Origin of the sequence: Flavobacterium sp. MFBS3-15 (assembly GCF_026107645.2) — a bacterium.
Lineage (GTDB): Bacteria > Bacteroidota > Bacteroidia > Flavobacteriales > Flavobacteriaceae > Flavobacterium.
The window spans coordinates 49,752-64,385 of sequence record NZ_JAPCHV010000016.1 but is presented as its reverse complement, the minus strand read 5'-3'; the positions used below and the strand labels follow the sequence as shown (position 1 = coordinate 64,385).

Annotated in this window: 17 protein-coding genes; 7 read left to right on the top strand and 10 right to left on the bottom strand. The window is 42.8% G+C overall.

Going from position 1 to position 14,634, the window contains the following annotated elements; translation table 11 throughout:
* Positions 1–166: 166 nt before the first annotated feature.
* A complete protein-coding gene (locus OGH69_RS14170) occupies positions 167–1,663 on the bottom strand; it encodes a TonB-dependent receptor (RefSeq protein ID WP_265175138.1) in 1,497 nt (498 codons plus the stop codon).
* Positions 1,664–1,748: 85 nt separating this feature from the next.
* Here OGH69_RS14170 and OGH69_RS14165 point away from each other — a divergent pair, with 85 nt between their 5' ends.
* Genes OGH69_RS14165 through OGH69_RS14155 form a run of 3 tightly spaced genes read left to right on the top strand, consistent with a single transcriptional unit; the run spans position 1,749 to position 3,547 of the window.
* Positions 1,749–2,513: an MBL fold metallo-hydrolase gene (locus tag OGH69_RS14165; protein ID WP_265175137.1), complete on the top strand. Its 765-nt coding sequence runs from the start codon at positions 1,749–1,751 to the stop codon at positions 2,511–2,513.
* A 3-nt stretch (positions 2,514–2,516) separates the two neighbouring features.
* Positions 2,517–3,017: a hypothetical protein gene (locus OGH69_RS14160; protein WP_265175136.1), complete on the top strand. Its 501-nt coding sequence runs from the start codon at positions 2,517–2,519 to the stop codon at positions 3,015–3,017.
* 38 nt (positions 3,018–3,055) lie between these two features.
* Positions 3,056–3,547, top strand: a complete 492-nt coding sequence (locus tag OGH69_RS14155; RefSeq protein WP_265175135.1) for a hypothetical protein — start codon at positions 3,056–3,058, stop codon at positions 3,545–3,547.
* Between the two features lie 58 nt (positions 3,548–3,605).
* Here the strand turns inward: OGH69_RS14155 and OGH69_RS14150 are convergent, their stop codons facing one another.
* From OGH69_RS14150 to OGH69_RS14130, 5 genes are read right to left on the bottom strand one after another with little or no spacing between them, the layout of a single operon-like run.
* On the bottom strand, positions 3,606–4,250 hold the full coding sequence (locus OGH69_RS14150) for an alpha/beta hydrolase (protein ID WP_265175134.1): 645 nt from the start codon (positions 4,248–4,250) through the stop codon (positions 3,606–3,608).
* A 3-nt stretch (positions 4,251–4,253) separates the two neighbouring features.
* Positions 4,254–4,577, bottom strand: a complete 324-nt coding sequence (locus tag OGH69_RS14145; RefSeq protein WP_265175133.1) for a DUF4870 domain-containing protein — start codon at positions 4,575–4,577, stop codon at positions 4,254–4,256.
* On the bottom strand, positions 4,578–5,033 hold the full coding sequence (locus OGH69_RS14140; RefSeq protein WP_265175132.1) for a hypothetical protein: 456 nt from the start codon (positions 5,031–5,033) through the stop codon (positions 4,578–4,580). It abuts the gene before it with no gap.
* Positions 5,034–5,035: 2 nt separating this feature from the next.
* Positions 5,036–6,289: a dihydroorotase gene (locus tag OGH69_RS14135; RefSeq protein WP_265175131.1), complete on the bottom strand. Its 1,254-nt coding sequence runs from the start codon at positions 6,287–6,289 to the stop codon at positions 5,036–5,038.
* Positions 6,286–8,208, bottom strand: a complete 1,923-nt coding sequence (locus tag OGH69_RS14130) for a BatA domain-containing protein (RefSeq protein ID WP_265175130.1) — start codon at positions 8,206–8,208, stop codon at positions 6,286–6,288. The genes OGH69_RS14135 and OGH69_RS14130 overlap by 4 nt, the downstream gene beginning before the upstream one ends.
* Positions 8,209–8,421: 213 nt before the next feature.
* On the opposite strand from OGH69_RS14130, the gene OGH69_RS14125 reads away from it, so the two are divergent.
* Both OGH69_RS14125 and OGH69_RS14120 read left to right on the top strand, forming a co-directional pair.
* Positions 8,422–9,525, top strand: a complete 1,104-nt coding sequence (locus tag OGH69_RS14125) for a lactonase family protein (protein WP_265175129.1) — start codon at positions 8,422–8,424, stop codon at positions 9,523–9,525.
* 12 nt (positions 9,526–9,537) lie between these two features.
* A complete protein-coding gene (locus OGH69_RS14120; RefSeq protein WP_265175128.1) occupies positions 9,538–10,110 on the top strand; it encodes a hypothetical protein in 573 nt (190 codons plus the stop codon).
* A gap of 11 nt (positions 10,111–10,121) precedes the next feature.
* On the opposite strand, the gene OGH69_RS14115 is transcribed toward OGH69_RS14120, so the two are convergent.
* Positions 10,122–11,471: a DEAD/DEAH box helicase gene (locus OGH69_RS14115; RefSeq protein ID WP_265175127.1), complete on the bottom strand. Its 1,350-nt coding sequence runs from the start codon at positions 11,469–11,471 to the stop codon at positions 10,122–10,124.
* Between the two features lie 68 nt (positions 11,472–11,539).
* The gene (locus OGH69_RS14110; protein ID WP_265175126.1) at positions 11,540–11,734 is read right to left on the bottom strand and encodes a hypothetical protein; all 195 of its coding nucleotides are present in this window, start codon (positions 11,732–11,734) and stop codon (positions 11,540–11,542) included.
* Between the two features lie 335 nt (positions 11,735–12,069).
* Between OGH69_RS14110 and OGH69_RS14105 the strand changes: the two genes are divergently transcribed.
* Positions 12,070–12,522 (top strand): response regulator, encoded by a 453-nt coding sequence (locus OGH69_RS14105; RefSeq protein ID WP_265175125.1) that lies wholly within the window; start codon positions 12,070–12,072, stop codon positions 12,520–12,522.
* Between the two features lie 8 nt (positions 12,523–12,530).
* Here the strand turns inward: OGH69_RS14105 and OGH69_RS14100 are convergent, their stop codons facing one another.
* Entirely contained in the window at positions 12,531–13,193 is a 663-nt protein-coding gene (locus tag OGH69_RS14100; RefSeq protein WP_265175124.1) for a spermidine synthase, read from the bottom strand.
* Positions 13,187–13,921: a phytanoyl-CoA dioxygenase family protein gene (locus tag OGH69_RS14095; RefSeq protein WP_265175123.1), complete on the bottom strand. Its 735-nt coding sequence runs from the start codon at positions 13,919–13,921 to the stop codon at positions 13,187–13,189. Before OGH69_RS14095 ends, OGH69_RS14100 begins: the two co-directional genes overlap by 7 nt.
* Positions 13,922–13,995: 74 nt before the next feature.
* Between OGH69_RS14095 and OGH69_RS14090 the strand changes: the two genes are divergently transcribed.
* Entirely contained in the window at positions 13,996–14,547 is a 552-nt protein-coding gene (locus OGH69_RS14090) for a 1-acyl-sn-glycerol-3-phosphate acyltransferase (protein ID WP_265175122.1), read from the top strand.
* Positions 14,548–14,634 lie beyond the last annotated feature (87 nt).

Here is a 14,634-nt window from a genome sequence, read left to right as displayed (position 1 = left end):
TTTGATAGCCAAACACTTACGTGTAAAGTATGGTCTTTTATTACTCCCGGGTAGTAGACAGGCATAGTCAAGCTAAGCTTCAGGTTTTGTGGTACTCAGTTTCCCACTATCCGAATTTAATAGCTATGTGTCTTTGTGGTAAAAACCATTGTCTACAACTATGCGGTTACTGTGATTGGCTGGCCCCTTCGGGTCTGGGTTCTTCCGCAACCAGTTTCTTTGGGTCGTAACCAAAAAGATGATTTTCTTTAATGACTTCCGCAATACCGGATGGCAGCATGGCTTCCCAGCCTGTTTTTCCCTTACTGATCATTTTAAGCACTTCACGCGAGAAAATCTCCAAATGTTCCCTGTTAACGTCGCTGATGTCGACCACCTTGCCGTTAAATTTAAAGAACTTGTATAGTTCCTTCATGCGTGGATGCACCTTCAGGTTTTCAGAGTCGATGACATTTCCTTCCTCATCCTTCATAGGGTACAGGAATACTTTGAGGTCACGATAGAATAGTTTTCCGAATGCTTCCAATATTCCCCCACTAAGGTGGCGGTAATATTTTTCGTCGAATATGTCTACCAGGTTGCTCACTCCCATGGCGAGGCCCATACGGGCTTTGGTATAAGCAGAGAAATACTCTACAACCTTATAGTATTCCTGAAAGTTGGATATCATAACTGTTTGTCCTAGAGAACATAGCAGTTCGGCTCGATCCATAAAATCACGTTCGTCGATTTCACCTTCGGAGCGCAGGTTTGACAGGGTTATTTCAAAAACTACGAGGGCTTTGTCTTTGTCTACCTTATTTTCTTCAAGGAACATTTTGTATGATTTCTCATACATGTCCATATTCACTTTCGTCACCGGCCGGAAGCTTCCGCGCAGGGCGAGTATGTTTTTTTTGTAGAGTACGGCGGCTGGCAATACGTTGTGCCCACTGGGGTCGAACATTACCGCATCGGTCATGCCGTTCTTAACCAGTTGGAGGCTCATCAGCCTGTTGTCCACATCGGCAAAGCGCGGTCCCGAGAAATTGATGGTGTCGATTTCAAGCTGGTCTTTGTCCAGGTGGTCATACAGGTAGCGCAACAGCTTTTTAGGCTCGTTGTATTTGTAGAATGCTCCATATATAAGGTTAACACCGAGTATGCCCAGTGTTTCCTGTTGCAGGCGTGCATCTGTTTCCTTAAAGCGTATGTGCAGGATGATTTCGTTGTAGTCCTCATCCGGTTCTACCTGGTACTTGAGGCCAACCCAGCCGTGGCCCTTGAACTGCTTTGCAAAATCGATGGTAGCAACCGTATTGGCGTAGCTGAAGAATACCTTATTCGGATGTTTATCCCTCTTAAGGCGCTGCTCTATGATGCGTACCTCATGGCTAAGCATCTTTTTCAGGCGGCTTTCGGTAACATAGCGTCCATCGTCTTCCACACCATATATGGCATCACTGAAATCTTTGTCATAAGCCGACATTGCCTTGGCAATGGTGCCGGATGATCCGCCCGACCTGAAAAAATGGCGAACAGTTTCCTGCCCGGCCCCGATTTCAGAAAAAGTTCCGTAAATATTTTCATTAAGGTTGATGCGCAATGCCTTGTCTTTTATCGATGGCACATGTTCAATCATCCTGTCGCCTTTCAGCGTAATATCAGTCTCAGTTAATTTCATAGCGGGAAGCGATATGTTGCAAAGTTAGCAAATCAAAGAGGTTTTTTAAAACAAATAGTGTTATTTTTGTAAAAAATTACCTCTTTTGAAAGTTTGGTTTTTAGGTACGGGAACGTCTCAGGGAATCCCTGTCATTGGCTGTAATGACGGGGTATGCCGCAGTGCGGACCACCGTGACAAACGCCTCAGGGTATCGGTATGGATCCATTGGGATGACCATTCCTGGGTGATTGATTGCGGGCCCGATTTCCGGCAGCAGATGCTCACATCGCAATGCCAAAAACTGGACGGCATTCTATACACTCACGAACATTCCGACCACACCGCCGGGCTTGACGATATCAGGCCGTTTTTCTTCCGGCAGGGCGACATACCCATTTACGGGCATGAGCGAGTAATAAAAAATCTCCGTCAGCGTTTTGATTATGTGTTTACAGAAGTTGACAGGTATCCGGGAGCACCTTCGGTTACTGTTAACGAGGTAGTGCGGGGACAGGCCTTCGCTGTTGGTAATAAGACCTGCGAACCCATAAGCGTAAAGCATGGCGATCTTGATATTTTCGGCTACAGGATTGGTAGCTTTGCCTACCTTACCGATGTAAAGTACATTACACCGGAGGAAACTGAAAAACTGAAAGGGCTTAAAGTACTTGTGGTAAGTGCCCTGCGACATGAGCCACACGATACCCATTACAACCTGGAAGAGGCCCTTGCGCTGATAAAATTACTTAAACCGGAGCGTGCCTATCTTACCCACATAAGCCACAACATGGGCTTTCATGCCGAGGTGGAGCAAACGTTGCCCGAGAATGTTTTTTTAGCTTACGATAATTTAGAAATTACTATTTAACTCATGAAGAAGAATATCTTTTTATACCTGTTCATTTTTGCCCTGCTCATCAACGTGTTTACCTATATGTACTTCACTAACAAGCAGAAATTTGAAGCTGGCCGCATTGAAAAGCTGGAAGCCGGCAGGAAGTCGCTGAAGGATAGCCTTGAAACTGAAAAAAGCAGGGTGGTTGATGCCAATTATTTTAGATTGTCAACCAATGACAATGCATTGGAATATTTCGAGAATGAAGATATAGCAACACTTGAGGCCAGGATAACGGACGGCGTCATGAGCCTGAACGCTAATAAAAATGGCAATCCACTTGTAGGTTATGACCCTGTTAACGGCCAAAACTGGATCATCAACAAAGTACAGGTACTCAACCACCGCTGGATCATTGCCGACTTCAGCAGTGGCAAGGCATGGGGCGAAGTACTCATCAAATATTTCGTGGAACCCGATGGCAGCTTTAAATATGAAACCATCGAAACGCTCCTTCATGCCGGTACGGTAAACTAATTTTTTTCGTACATTAGCCAACCTTTATTATGCATTTGATGAACAAGATACTTTTGCTTTTTGTGGCGGGTTGTTTCCTGCAGTCATGTGATTTTATAATGAAAGACCGCAGTGACGACGAAGCCGACATAACTACTGACAAGAAAGTCCAGTTGGGTACCGATAAGGACAAAAACGGCTGTGTAACCTCAGCAGGCTATAAGTGGTCGCAGTTGCGAAAAGAATGTATCAGGGCATTTGAAGAAGGCTACAGGCTCAATTCCATAGACCAGTTGGAAGGCGAAAGCATTGTAAAGAGCGCTTTCGTAATTTTTGAAGACGATGGCGACAAAGCCGAACTTTTCCTTCCTGATACCGAAACATCGGTTATACTGCATAGGGATTCCAAAAATGGCCCTTATGTCAATGGGCAATGGAAACTTCATAAGCAGGATAGCTACAAACTCCAAAAAGGTTCGCAGATACTTTATGCCGGCGCCAAAATAGAGGAGGGGCAAATAACCGGTGATGATAAGCCGGAAGGCATATAAACCCAGGGTTTCTGTTTCAGAGCTGCAACCCGGAAGCCATAACTTAAAACCTGAAACTTTATCGGTTTAACCAGGAAAGCAGATCGTAAAAATTCTGCGGCGCCACGCCATGCCCAACCGGGTATTCATGATATTCAGCCTGAAGTCCCAATGTATTTAAGAATTCAGGTGCTTTACGCGCCCATTCTACAGGAATTACCTGATCCACTATTCCGTGCGAAACAAAAAACTGCAGTTTTGAAATGTCCTTGTGGTTAAAATTTTCGGCAATGATATCACCATTCAGGTAACCGCTAAGGGCTGCTACGCGTTGTATTTTTTCAGGATAGGATAGCGCTACTGCATAACTCAGTATTGCACCCTGGCTAAAGCCGATCAGCGTTATACTGTCTTTATCTATAGGATAATGTGCCACGGCCTCATCTATGAATTTCGCAATTACGTCGCGCGATTGCGAGGCCTGCACTTCATCCGAAAACTTGTTCATGTCAGCATCAAAATTGATGGCATACCATGCGTGGCCATACCCCGGCAGGTTATAGGGCGCCCGGGCAGATATGATGAAATACTCATCCGGCAGCTGCGCGGCAAAGGAGAACAGGTCTTCCTCATTGCTGCCATAGCCGTGAAGCAGTAACAGCATAGGATTCTTTTCTTTTTTTACTTTTGGCTCACGGACAAGGTGGTATAGGGATAAATCCATTTATTACAGGTTTTTAAATAATTTTTGGAACAGCGGCCCTATAATCGGCAATAAACCGTACTGGCCTTGCAAGGCACTGATAAATCCAAAAATCCATAGTATAAAAAAGAAGATATAAAACCCCATAGAGATGGCCCAGCTGTCAAAATAGCCGATGGGGTAGCCTAAGGCAAAAAATGCAAGTTCCAACCCCAGTGCCTGGCGGATATGGAAGGATGCGAAAGGATTTTTCTTTTCGCTGTTTTGTATCATTGCGATGATGGCTCCTATGATGGTAAGATAACTGATGATGGCATTGGTCTTGCCTTGTTCTACTGTATTGTCCATTTAATAAATGCTAATTGTACTTTTTGGTTCAATGTCGGTGCGGCTGTCAAAAATTACATCGCGGTAGCCTGCCGAACCGTTTTTAGTATCAATGTTAAGTGATGTGCGGCCTATTTCTACACCGTCCTTATCGGCTACTTTAAAGTTGACAGCGCCGCTGTAATTCTTGTCGTTGATCAGGTAGATTACCAGCTTGCTGTGTTTTTTGGTTACCGAATCCTTTTCTATGTAAAATTTCCCGGTGCCAATGCCTTTGTTTTTCAGCTCTTCAGAAAGTGCGATAGTGCATCCCCGGCTGTCCTCAAAGTGCGAGGATACTTCATCCACTACTTTTTCGGTAGTTTCCTTTACGGCCTTTCCACCTTCGTTGATAACATCACGGGCTTTATCTTCCGTTTCTTCTTTGCATGCGATGGCTAGTGTCAGCACAGCACCGAGAACCAATAGCTTTTTCATGATTAACCGTTTAAAATTAATTTTCCGTTATTGTATATGCCATACGCTTTGCCCTTCATTGGCTGGCCGAGGAAAGCGGAGTTTTTCGATTTCGAAAGGATGTCCTTTTTGGCGAATGCCCAATCTCCCGTTGGCGTAAATAGTGTAAATCCTGCTTTAGAGCCTTCGGAAATGTCGTGGCTGCCAAACCCGAATATGGTTTTCCCTGCCGTAAATTTCTCAATAATAACCTCAAGCGGCAGCACGGTCATCAGCGCCCCGAAAGCGCTCTCCAGTCCCGTAGTACCATCTTTAGCAAGGTCAAATTCCAGTTTCTTGTTCTCGATGTCCAGCGGGTTGTGGTCGGAGGTGATAAGGTCAATCGTACCATCCATCACACCCTCAATCAATAGCTTCCTTTCTGCATCGGGACGGAGTGGGGGAGCGACTTTATAGCGTGTGTCAAAATCACCCAGCACTTCATCGGTCAGTACTAAATGGTGTACCGAAACGCTGCACGTCACGTCCATTCCTTTAGCTTTTGCCTCACGTATCATTTGTATGGATTTTCCTGTAGAAATAGTTGGGATGTGCATTTTGCCGCCGGTATATTCTAAAAGGAAAAGATTACGTACAATCTGCAGTTCTTCTGCGAGTGCGGGAATGCCTTTCAGTCCCAGGCGTGTGCTTACAATTCCTTCGTGAACTACACCTTTTCCTTTTATTTTGTCATCCTGTGCATAAGCAATAACCAGCCCGTTGAAATCCTGTACGTATTGCAGCGCTATCTTCAGGATATTGGCATCGGCAATGGCTTTGTTGTAATCGCCAAATGCCACCGCACCCGCATTCTTCATATCGAATAGCTCGGCCATATCCTTCCCTTCACTTCCTTTTGTCAATGCGCCTATGGGGTGGAGGTTAGTGGCATATCCGGCAGCTTTGTTCACAAGGAAACTGATGTCGCCCTGCCTTTCTGCAATGGGATTGTTGTTGGGCTGCAGGGCAATGTCGGTAAAGCCGCTTTTGGCTGCTATATCAAGGCCATTGGCAAGGGTTTCCCTGTCCTCGTAACCCGGCTCACCCAGACTTACAGAACTGTCAAACCATCCTTGCGAAATGTGCAGGTTGTCGAGCTCAACAGCTTCATAACCTTCCGCGGTTATATTGTTGCCTATTTGTTTGATAATGCCATTTTCCACCTTAATGTCAACAGGCTTGTTGTGAAACGGGCTGTTTTTATCGATGATGGTTGCATTTTTGAATATCAGGTTCATTTTACAAATTTTTGTATCAGTAGTTCGAGTAACAGGAATATCAGTGTGCCGATAACGAACCATTTCCAAAGTTCGCTGGCGGTGCGTTCCGATTTAATGTCATTATACACAGTGCTGACGGATTCGGTTTCGGTAAAGTCCTTCAATATGGCTTTGTTTTGCAGGCCCAGGTTGCTCTCGGTGCGGGCGTGGTTAAAGCTGATGTTTTTCAACGCCTCATTACCTTTTGTGACAGCATAGTTTCCTGCTGTTTCGGGGTAATCGCCAAAAGACAGCTTCACTTTATTGTTCAGTACCTGTTGCATCGGGATAAAGTCGGAGTCTGCATTACGCACAGTAAGCACTTCATCTTTAGATAATACCGCATCCAGCAGCATGCTTTGGTTTTCGCCAATGGTAATAGCACTTATGCCTGTCTTGCCACTGTTTTGTGCCATGTTATAAAAAGTTGGCACTATGAGCGGCGAGTTCTGGAAGTTGCTGTTCATTTTATTTATCGCCGCCGAGAATACATACACGCTGCCCAGCTTGTTGCTCATAGAGGTGAGGAACGGCGTTTGGTCATCGTATGTCAGTACCGGCAAGGCATTCCCCGAAAGAGTAAAGCCTGCATTAACGGTTGGGTATTGGAAGTTGTCGGTTTTCTTTTCAAACACCGTTTGGTACAGCGGATGGTTGAAAGAGATTTTGGTGATTTGCCTTTTGTTTTGCGTCAGGGGCTTGTAGGCAGCGCCAAAAGCACCCAGCAATACATTCAGGTTTTGCAGGCTGCCTTCGGACGATGGAATAATGACGATGTTGCCGCCTTTGGCATAAAAATCTTTCAGTGTAGTTATGAGCGACTGCGGTATTTCCTTTAACTCATTTAATATGATGGCATCCTGCTTTTCGAGGCTGTTGTAGTCCAGGCCGCTCAGTTCCGATGCCGTAAAGTTAAAATCGTCATCGGTATAAATGCGCGCCAGAAAATTATTTTTGGCTGTTTCACCAATGGCAGTAACATTCGACTTTTCAGGCTTGGAGATGCTGAAGTAGTAGGTGTTGTCATATGCCAGGCTGTTATCGTTTACCGATACATAGCCGTGGAAATCTTTTTTCGGGATGGTAAATGCCGCTGACTTTCTCTCTGTGTCAAATTTTACTATGGTCTTTGCGGTAAGATTGTTTCCATTATAAAGCGCAACAGGGATTTCATCCTCAAATTCGCCGTAAGCCTGCATGTCGACTTTTATCTCATAAAAGTTATCCATAGCCTGCGATATGTAAACGCTGTCGATGCTGATATTGCTGGTATTCTGCGCTTCGGCAATAACGGCATAAAGTGGGCTTGTTGTAAATTTCTGCAGGTCTTTGCTGTCTAGGTTCACCGCATCGGTAATGACTACGATGTCCTTGCCGGTATTCGGTTTTTTGGCCTGTGCCTTGGTCAGTAAAAAATCGGGGCGGAAAGGCACGTCGCTGTACGGCAGGTTCTGCAATTCTTTTTGCATCGACTTGATGTCGGTATCCCACCAGGCGTTGGTATTGGTAATCAGTGAAAATTGCTGGTTCTCGGGCGTGTTTTCAAGAAGATCCTGAACGGCACGTTTAAGTAGTTCGCCCTTGCTCCCCCTGGCTTGCATGGAAAATGAATTGTCCAGCAGAATCACCATTTCGTTTCCTTTATTGCTATCGCCCTTAGCCTTAAAAAAAGGCTGGGCAAATGCAATGATAAGGCAGGCAAGGAGGAGGAGCCGCGTACAAAGCAGCAGCCATTTTTTTATTTTGGAGCTTTTGCGGGTCTGCATGCTGAGTTCCTTAAGGAACCTGACATTGGTAAAATATTCTTTCCGGAAACGGCGCAATTGGAATAAATGGACCAGGATTGGAATTGCCAGCAGGAAAAGGAAGTAGAGTATCTCCGGGTGTTTGAACTGCATTCGTTTATAGGGTTTGTCAAAAATACAATTTTTCTAATAATTATCCAGCCACGAATTACACGAATTTCACCAATTCTCATGCCTGCGTACATCAACGGCAAGGTTAGGCAAATTTGCTGATTCGTAGCAAGAGTACAACGTAAATACCAGCGTTAAATTTTTGCCTCCCTGCATTAATATCTTACTTTTGTTAACCAATCCAAACGACACACTATGAGATTAGCCGTTATGTTGACCTTTTTCGGAATGTTGGCAATGAATGCCCAGGACTACAACCTTGTGGTAGGTACATATACCAATAATTGTGACAGCAAAGGCATATATGTTTATGACTTTAATGCTGAGACAGGTAAATTTAAGCTGAAAGCCACTACTGATAAGATAGAGAATCCGAGTTTCCTGACGGTATCGACCGATAAGAAATTCATTTACAGTGTGAATGAGTCGGGTCAGAAAAGCACCATTAGCGCGTTTAAATATAACCCGGCAAATGGGAAACTGACAGTTTTAAATAAAAAAGATTCCAAAGGCGAAGACCCGTGCCATATTACCAATGACGATAAAAATGTGATCGTGGCCAATTATTCCGGAAGCAGTATTGCAGTGTTTAATAAAAAATCCGATGGTTCGCTGACGGATGCCAAACAAATAGTTAAGCATACAGGTAACAGCGTGAACAAAGACCGCCAGGAAAAGCCGCATCCGCATATGGTGTATTTTTCGCCTGATAAAAAGCACGTTTTCGTAAACGACCTTGGTACGGATAAGATTTATATTTACAGCTATAATCCAACTGGCGGTGACAAAACACTGATTTTAAAAGAAACTATATCCGTTACGGAGGGTAGTGGCCCGAGGCACCTGGCATTTAACCCTAATGGCATTTTCTTTTATCTGCTGAACGAACTTACCGGTACTATTACATCCTACAGCTATGAAAATGAAAAAGCTGTAAAAATACAGGAAGAAAGATTGGCTCCGGCTGATTTCAACGGGCAAAACAGTGCGGCAGACATCCATTTCTCCAATGATGGAAAATTTCTTTATGCCACCAACAGGGGCGATGCCAACACGATTACAGTATACCGTGTCCATGCTAACGGTCTCCTCAATATGGAGCAGCAGATAAGCACCCAAGGCGTATCGCCGCGCAATTTTGCTATTGATCCCAAAGATAATTTCCTTTTGGTGGCCAATCAGAAAACCAACAACATCGTGATTTTTAAGAGGGATAAAACTACCGGTATGCTGGAAGATACCAGGCAGAGGATTGAGGTGTGCTCGCCTGTCTGTTTGGTGTTTACTCCGGTTAAGTAAACGGCTACCCTGATGAAAAAAGAAAAAAGCTCAAAGGAAAGAAAGCACCAAACAAGAAAACAGGATGTAAGGAAAAACATTCTTGAGTTTGTATTATCAGCAATAATTATCCTGGCTTTATTTTTCCTTAATTCAATTAACAGGGGCATATTCCTCAATGATGGTTATTTTTACCTTTTTTTCATAATTGCATTTTTAATAAGCGGCGCATATTTTTTTACAGCGTCCGGAAAAATTAGCAATCTATCTTTCAGTAACCGGTTTTTGGCATCTGCTGGGGTAAGCGTTTTAGTTTGGGGTGTGCTGAACGCATATAATATTTACTATTCTAAGACGCAGCCTTTAAAAGAGGAGGTCGTGAAAATAGAGGATATTGGCCTAAAGTCCGGGAGGCAATGGAAAGTTACTTTATATTTTGATGTCGAAGGGACATCAAATACCTATTCAGGAAGCGGCCTTGATAATATTCCCATTAATGAAGAAAACAGGCAATCTTACAGAAAACGATTAAAGGTAAAGTTAGCCTACAGGAAAGGAATCCTTGGTTCGTATATACTTTCCGGTCCGATAAGGGTAATAAAATAAATCTTTATATATTATTTTCCCTTTTTCTTCTTAGCCGCTCTTTTGGCCTCAACGGCACGGTTGCGCGGCGCAGTTTTTCGGGGCTTGGTTTTGCCCGGGCCACCAAGGTTCACTTTTTTATTCTTGTCTTTCTTTTCGTGGAATGCCTCACCGCCACCTTCAGGCTTTTTAATCTTGAATAATTGCTTTACCTTGAGTCGGTCCTTTTCAAATTCAAGCCGGCGCTCTTCTATTTTCAGGCCTTCGGGAAGTGGAAGCAAATCAAGCTCTTTTTCCATCAGCACTTCAGCCTGCACCTGTATGTCTTCTTCTTTTGGTCCGATGAAGCTTATGGCGGTACCTTCCTTATCGGCACGGCCCGTACGGCCAATGCGGTGGATGTATTGCTCGGCAACTTCCGGGAATTCCATGTTAATAACGTGGGTAATGTCAGAGATGTCTAGGCCACGCGCCATTACATCAGTGGTTACTATGCCCCTTATATCACCACGCTGGAACGATGCCATGGTATTGAGCCTGTAATTCTGCGATTTGTTGGAGTGGATCACGCCAAACTGCCCCGGATATTCTTCTTCCAGCGCGTCGGCAACAAGGTCGGCCGTCTTTTTGTTGTTGATGAATACCAGTACGCGGCTAAGACTTTCATTTTCCAAAAGCATTTTCAGCAAATTGATTTTGGTAAGGAAGTTCGGTACACTATAGGCCAGCTGGGTTATTTTCTCCAACGGTGTTCCTGACGGTGCAAGCGAAACCTCTTCCGGAAAGTCAAAAAAATCATTTAGCATTTCGTCCACTTCATCCGTCATTGTTGCCGAAAAAAGTATGTTCTGCCTTTTTTGGCGCATCATTGACAGTATGGAAGTCACTTGGAAGCGGAAGCCAAGGTTGAGTATTTCGTCAAATTCGTCGATAACCAACTTTTGCACCTCGTCAAAACGCACTACACCGTCGAGCGCAAGGTCCATCATGCGGCCCGGTGTACCTACAAGTACATCGACACCATTATACACGCTTGTTTTCTGAGTATTGATATTAACGCCGCCATATACGCCAAGTGTGCGTACCGACATGAATTCGGTTAGTTTTTCTACCTCTTCCACCACCTGCACTACGAGTTCGCGTGTAGGTACTACAATAACTACACGTGGCGTATCAGTTTTCGCAAATTTCCACTGTTTGAGTATTGGCAGGAGGTAGGCAAAGGTTTTACCCGTACCCGTTTGTGCTATGCCCATCATGTCCCTTCCGGAAAGTATTACCGGCATTGCCCGCTCCTGTATAGGAGTGGGTGAGGTAAAGCCAAGGCCATCTATGGCTTTTTGTAATGCTTTGGGCAAATCGAGATCGTGGAATGTGGCCATGAGGTATATTTTTTGGCAAAGATAGGGGTTTTTAACTCAGCCATAAAAACTTTAGCCAACCAGGCCAATTACCATGCAGACGAACCATTCCCTGAAGAAGTCAGGGATATACCGATAACAATGGCTGATAGTGTTATAATGGTACCCCAAACAATGCGGCCATATCCTGTTATTCCGTAGCGGTATTCGGCAGCATTATTAAGTTTTCCCTCCGCAAGCGCTTTGAGGTATTGTTTCCGGTATTTTGAAATATTCTTAGACATAGTTTATAATTTTATATATAACGTAGAAATAATTTCAAAATTGCAATTTTTATACATTAAAAATGCTAATTCGTTGTTAATTTTGGATATTTTACATTAACTGCAATATCTGTTCTTTTTATTTGATGGCAATTGTGTTTTCTAAATTTCAATATAACAATAAGATAGCGTAATAATTAAACACAAATATAGAAGTGAGTGAATTATTTTGTTTATATTAGTAGTGGTTTACTGATAGATAGAAATCTTACCTGCGTATTACGTTTTCAACCTTAGCAAAGTTTGTAAGAATAAATTTTAACGTGCCTTTTTACTTCTTCCTAAATATTAAAGTGATGAAAACCGAATTCAAATGGAACCATATTATTCTTGCAGATGACGACGACGACGATTGCACGATATTCACAGAAGCTCTGGCATCGTTGCATCCCGGCCTTAAGCTGAGCATTTCTGCTAATGGCGCTGAACTAATGGATCATCTTGTTCAATCTCCTGAACCCATACCTGACGTAATTTTTCTTGATATAAATATGCCTTTAAAATCAGGCATTGATTGTTTGCAGGATATCAGGAGCAACGCATCCTTAAAAGATAATATTATAATCATGCTTACGACAAGCAGTAATAATGATGATATTGAAAGTTCATATAATGAGGGAGCTAATTTTTTTATAACCAAGCCAATAAGCTTTGGTGGTTTATGCGGCCTCATTACAAAGGCTTTTTCTTCAGTAACCGAATACGGTTCAACACAACCGCCAAGAAAAGATTTTGTCTTACACGCCTGATTATATTTCTATTTGAGCTTTTTGATGGTAAAAAGCTCATTGTGGTCTTCAACTTTTGGATACATCCTGACAGAGTACTCGCTATGGAAGCATGACCTGTACCTCATATTGCGTTCCTGGTGCTGTTTTGTCAATACCATAGTATTGAAAAGTATAAAACCATTTACTGTCAGCAGGAAATTAATACGATTGATCCAAAACTCTTCAAATAGAAAATTAGGCATTTCGGTATCCCGGAAAATATCTATTATAATTAGATCGTATTTTTCTTTTGTTTTCAAAACAAATTCAAAAGCATCGTCCACAATTATTTCGCAGTTGGAAATCCTGTTCAGTCCAAAATACTTATTGGCGATCTCTACCACAGCAGGATCAATTTCAACTCCCGTTATTTTTCCTGTAAATTTAATTTCTTCAGCAAGCGTTTTAATAACGCTTCCTGCAGCCACACCAAGCACCAACACATTTTTAAACCCGCGTATCCTTTCAAAACCAATGTATTGTAAACCTTTCCGCAGTATTCGTTGCAGGCTGCCATAGGAATAATTAGTGTTTCTGGAGTCAAGCACCAATTGGCCATTATTCCATGTTACTTCGAGCCTTTGGCTGGTGGCTGAATGTTGTTTATGGATATTTACAGGGATAAAAAAACTGAGTAGTCGTTTTAGCATGGCAAATTCATTTTTTCCGACCATTCCATTCCGTCTGGCAACTCCTTACTGCTCAATTCAATATGTATCACTCTTCGCTGTGCGTTATTAGTAGTGCGCCCGGAGCTGTGGAGAAGGAGGGGCTTCATCAGCATTATTCCTCCCTTAGGGACATTACAAATGGTTTCGGTTTCGATGTTCCGGTCAATAGTTTCGGGCCGGTAAATGCCTTTAGTATGTGAGCCGTTTATAACTTTAAGGGCGCCATTAAATTGATTGGCCTCGTCAAGATGAACGCGTACCGTAAAAATATCTTCCAGGTAATTGTTTGGTGGCTGAACGGCAAACTGTCGTTGTTTTACCGTCCAGGGGCCAAACCCTTCGGTATTGGTTTTTTCCCTTACTGATATTGTAAGATCCTGGTGGTAAGCTACAAACCAGTTGGATTCTCCCGGCTTGTCAAAATAAATGGATTTTACTATAAAGTAACCTTTTCCCAAAACATCAGTAATAATTCCTAAAAGATTAGCATTAAAGACAATGGGGAGTACATCGGGGATTTCTTCCAAAAAACGGCGTATTGCAAACAATCCTGTGGATTTCCTGAATGTTTCCGATGAAGAATCTGCACTTTCAATAACTGAAAGGATTTTTTGAATTTCTTTATCTGTATATATGCCTTGAATTATTGAAAATCCCTTTTCCCTGATTTCTTTTGCGGTTGTAATAATTTGCGCTGCTTCTGCCATTTGAATAAAGGGTAAACAAAAATTTCCGATTTGTAAATATATAGTAATTTTATAACCGCTTTTTTATAAATGATATGAAAAAAATATACTGTTTCATCTTTTCCAGGATAATGGGCTGGAGGATAGAGGGAAATATGGATGGAAACCTGAAAAAATGTATTATAATCGTGGTTCCGCATACCAGTTGGATGGATTTTGTAATAGGTGTGCTTGCCAGAGGCTCAATTGGGTTAGAGATGCATTTTGTTGCAAAGAAGGAGCTATTCAGGTTTCCATTCGGGAGTTATTTTCGTTGGATGGGAGGCGCACCACTTGACAGGCAAAAGAATGAGAACAAGGTGGATGCAATTGCGTGCATATTTAAGGAGAGGGATATATTTCGTCTTGCCATTGCCCCTGAAGGAACCCGGAAAAAAGTAGGGGAGTGGAAAACAGGGTTTTATTATATAGCTCTAAAGGCAGGTGTACCGGTTATTGCAGTAGCATTTGATTACGGAACAAAAAGGGTAGTATTATCACCTCCATACTATCTGACCGGAGATAAGGAATCAGATATTAAAGTGCTGGAATCCAACTATAAAGGTGTAGTTGGATACTACCCCGAGTTCAGCTATAAAAATGATTAAGAACAGTTTAACGCTTTATTAGGTAAATTTTAAAAAATACGGTCGTATCTTTACAATGCAGATTTGAAGGTACAAATTAGTCAATAA

Bases quoted from the DNA above. Each gene is read 5' to 3' on its own strand.
- OGH69_RS14095 (WP_265175123.1), bottom strand. From the start codon at position 13,921: ATGGCAGAAGCAGCGCAAATTATTACAACCGCAAAAGAAATCAGGGAA.
- OGH69_RS14170 (WP_265175138.1), bottom strand. From the start codon at position 1,663: ATGAAATTAACTGAGACTGATATTACGCTGAAAGGCGACAGGATGATT.
- OGH69_RS14155 (WP_265175135.1), top strand. From the start codon at position 3,056: ATGAACAAGATACTTTTGCTTTTTGTGGCGGGTTGTTTCCTGCAGTCA.
- OGH69_RS14140 (WP_265175132.1), bottom strand. From the start codon at position 5,033: ATGAAAAAGCTATTGGTTCTCGGTGCTGTGCTGACACTAGCCATCGCA.
- OGH69_RS14115 (WP_265175127.1), bottom strand. From the start codon at position 11,471: ATGGCCACATTCCACGATCTCGATTTGCCCAAAGCATTACAAAAAGCC.
- OGH69_RS14100 (WP_265175124.1), bottom strand. From the start codon at position 13,193: ATGCTAAAACGACTACTCAGTTTTTTTATCCCTGTAAATATCCATAAA.
- OGH69_RS14130 (WP_265175130.1), bottom strand. From the start codon at position 8,208: ATGCAGTTCAAACACCCGGAGATACTCTACTTCCTTTTCCTGCTGGCA.
- OGH69_RS14110 (WP_265175126.1), bottom strand. From the start codon at position 11,734: ATGTCTAAGAATATTTCAAAATACCGGAAACAATACCTCAAAGCGCTT.
- OGH69_RS14150 (WP_265175134.1), bottom strand. From the start codon at position 4,250: ATGGATTTATCCCTATACCACCTTGTCCGTGAGCCAAAAGTAAAAAAA.
- OGH69_RS14125 (WP_265175129.1), top strand. From the start codon at position 8,422: ATGAGATTAGCCGTTATGTTGACCTTTTTCGGAATGTTGGCAATGAAT.
- OGH69_RS14120 (WP_265175128.1), top strand. From the start codon at position 9,538: ATGAAAAAAGAAAAAAGCTCAAAGGAAAGAAAGCACCAAACAAGAAAA.
- OGH69_RS14105 (WP_265175125.1), top strand. From the start codon at position 12,070: ATGAAAACCGAATTCAAATGGAACCATATTATTCTTGCAGATGACGAC.
- OGH69_RS14090 (WP_265175122.1), top strand. From the start codon at position 13,996: ATGAAAAAAATATACTGTTTCATCTTTTCCAGGATAATGGGCTGGAGG.
- OGH69_RS14145 (WP_265175133.1), bottom strand. From the start codon at position 4,577: ATGGACAATACAGTAGAACAAGGCAAGACCAATGCCATCATCAGTTAT.
- OGH69_RS14160 (WP_265175136.1), top strand. From the start codon at position 2,517: ATGAAGAAGAATATCTTTTTATACCTGTTCATTTTTGCCCTGCTCATC.
- OGH69_RS14135 (WP_265175131.1), bottom strand. From the start codon at position 6,289: ATGAACCTGATATTCAAAAATGCAACCATCATCGATAAAAACAGCCCG.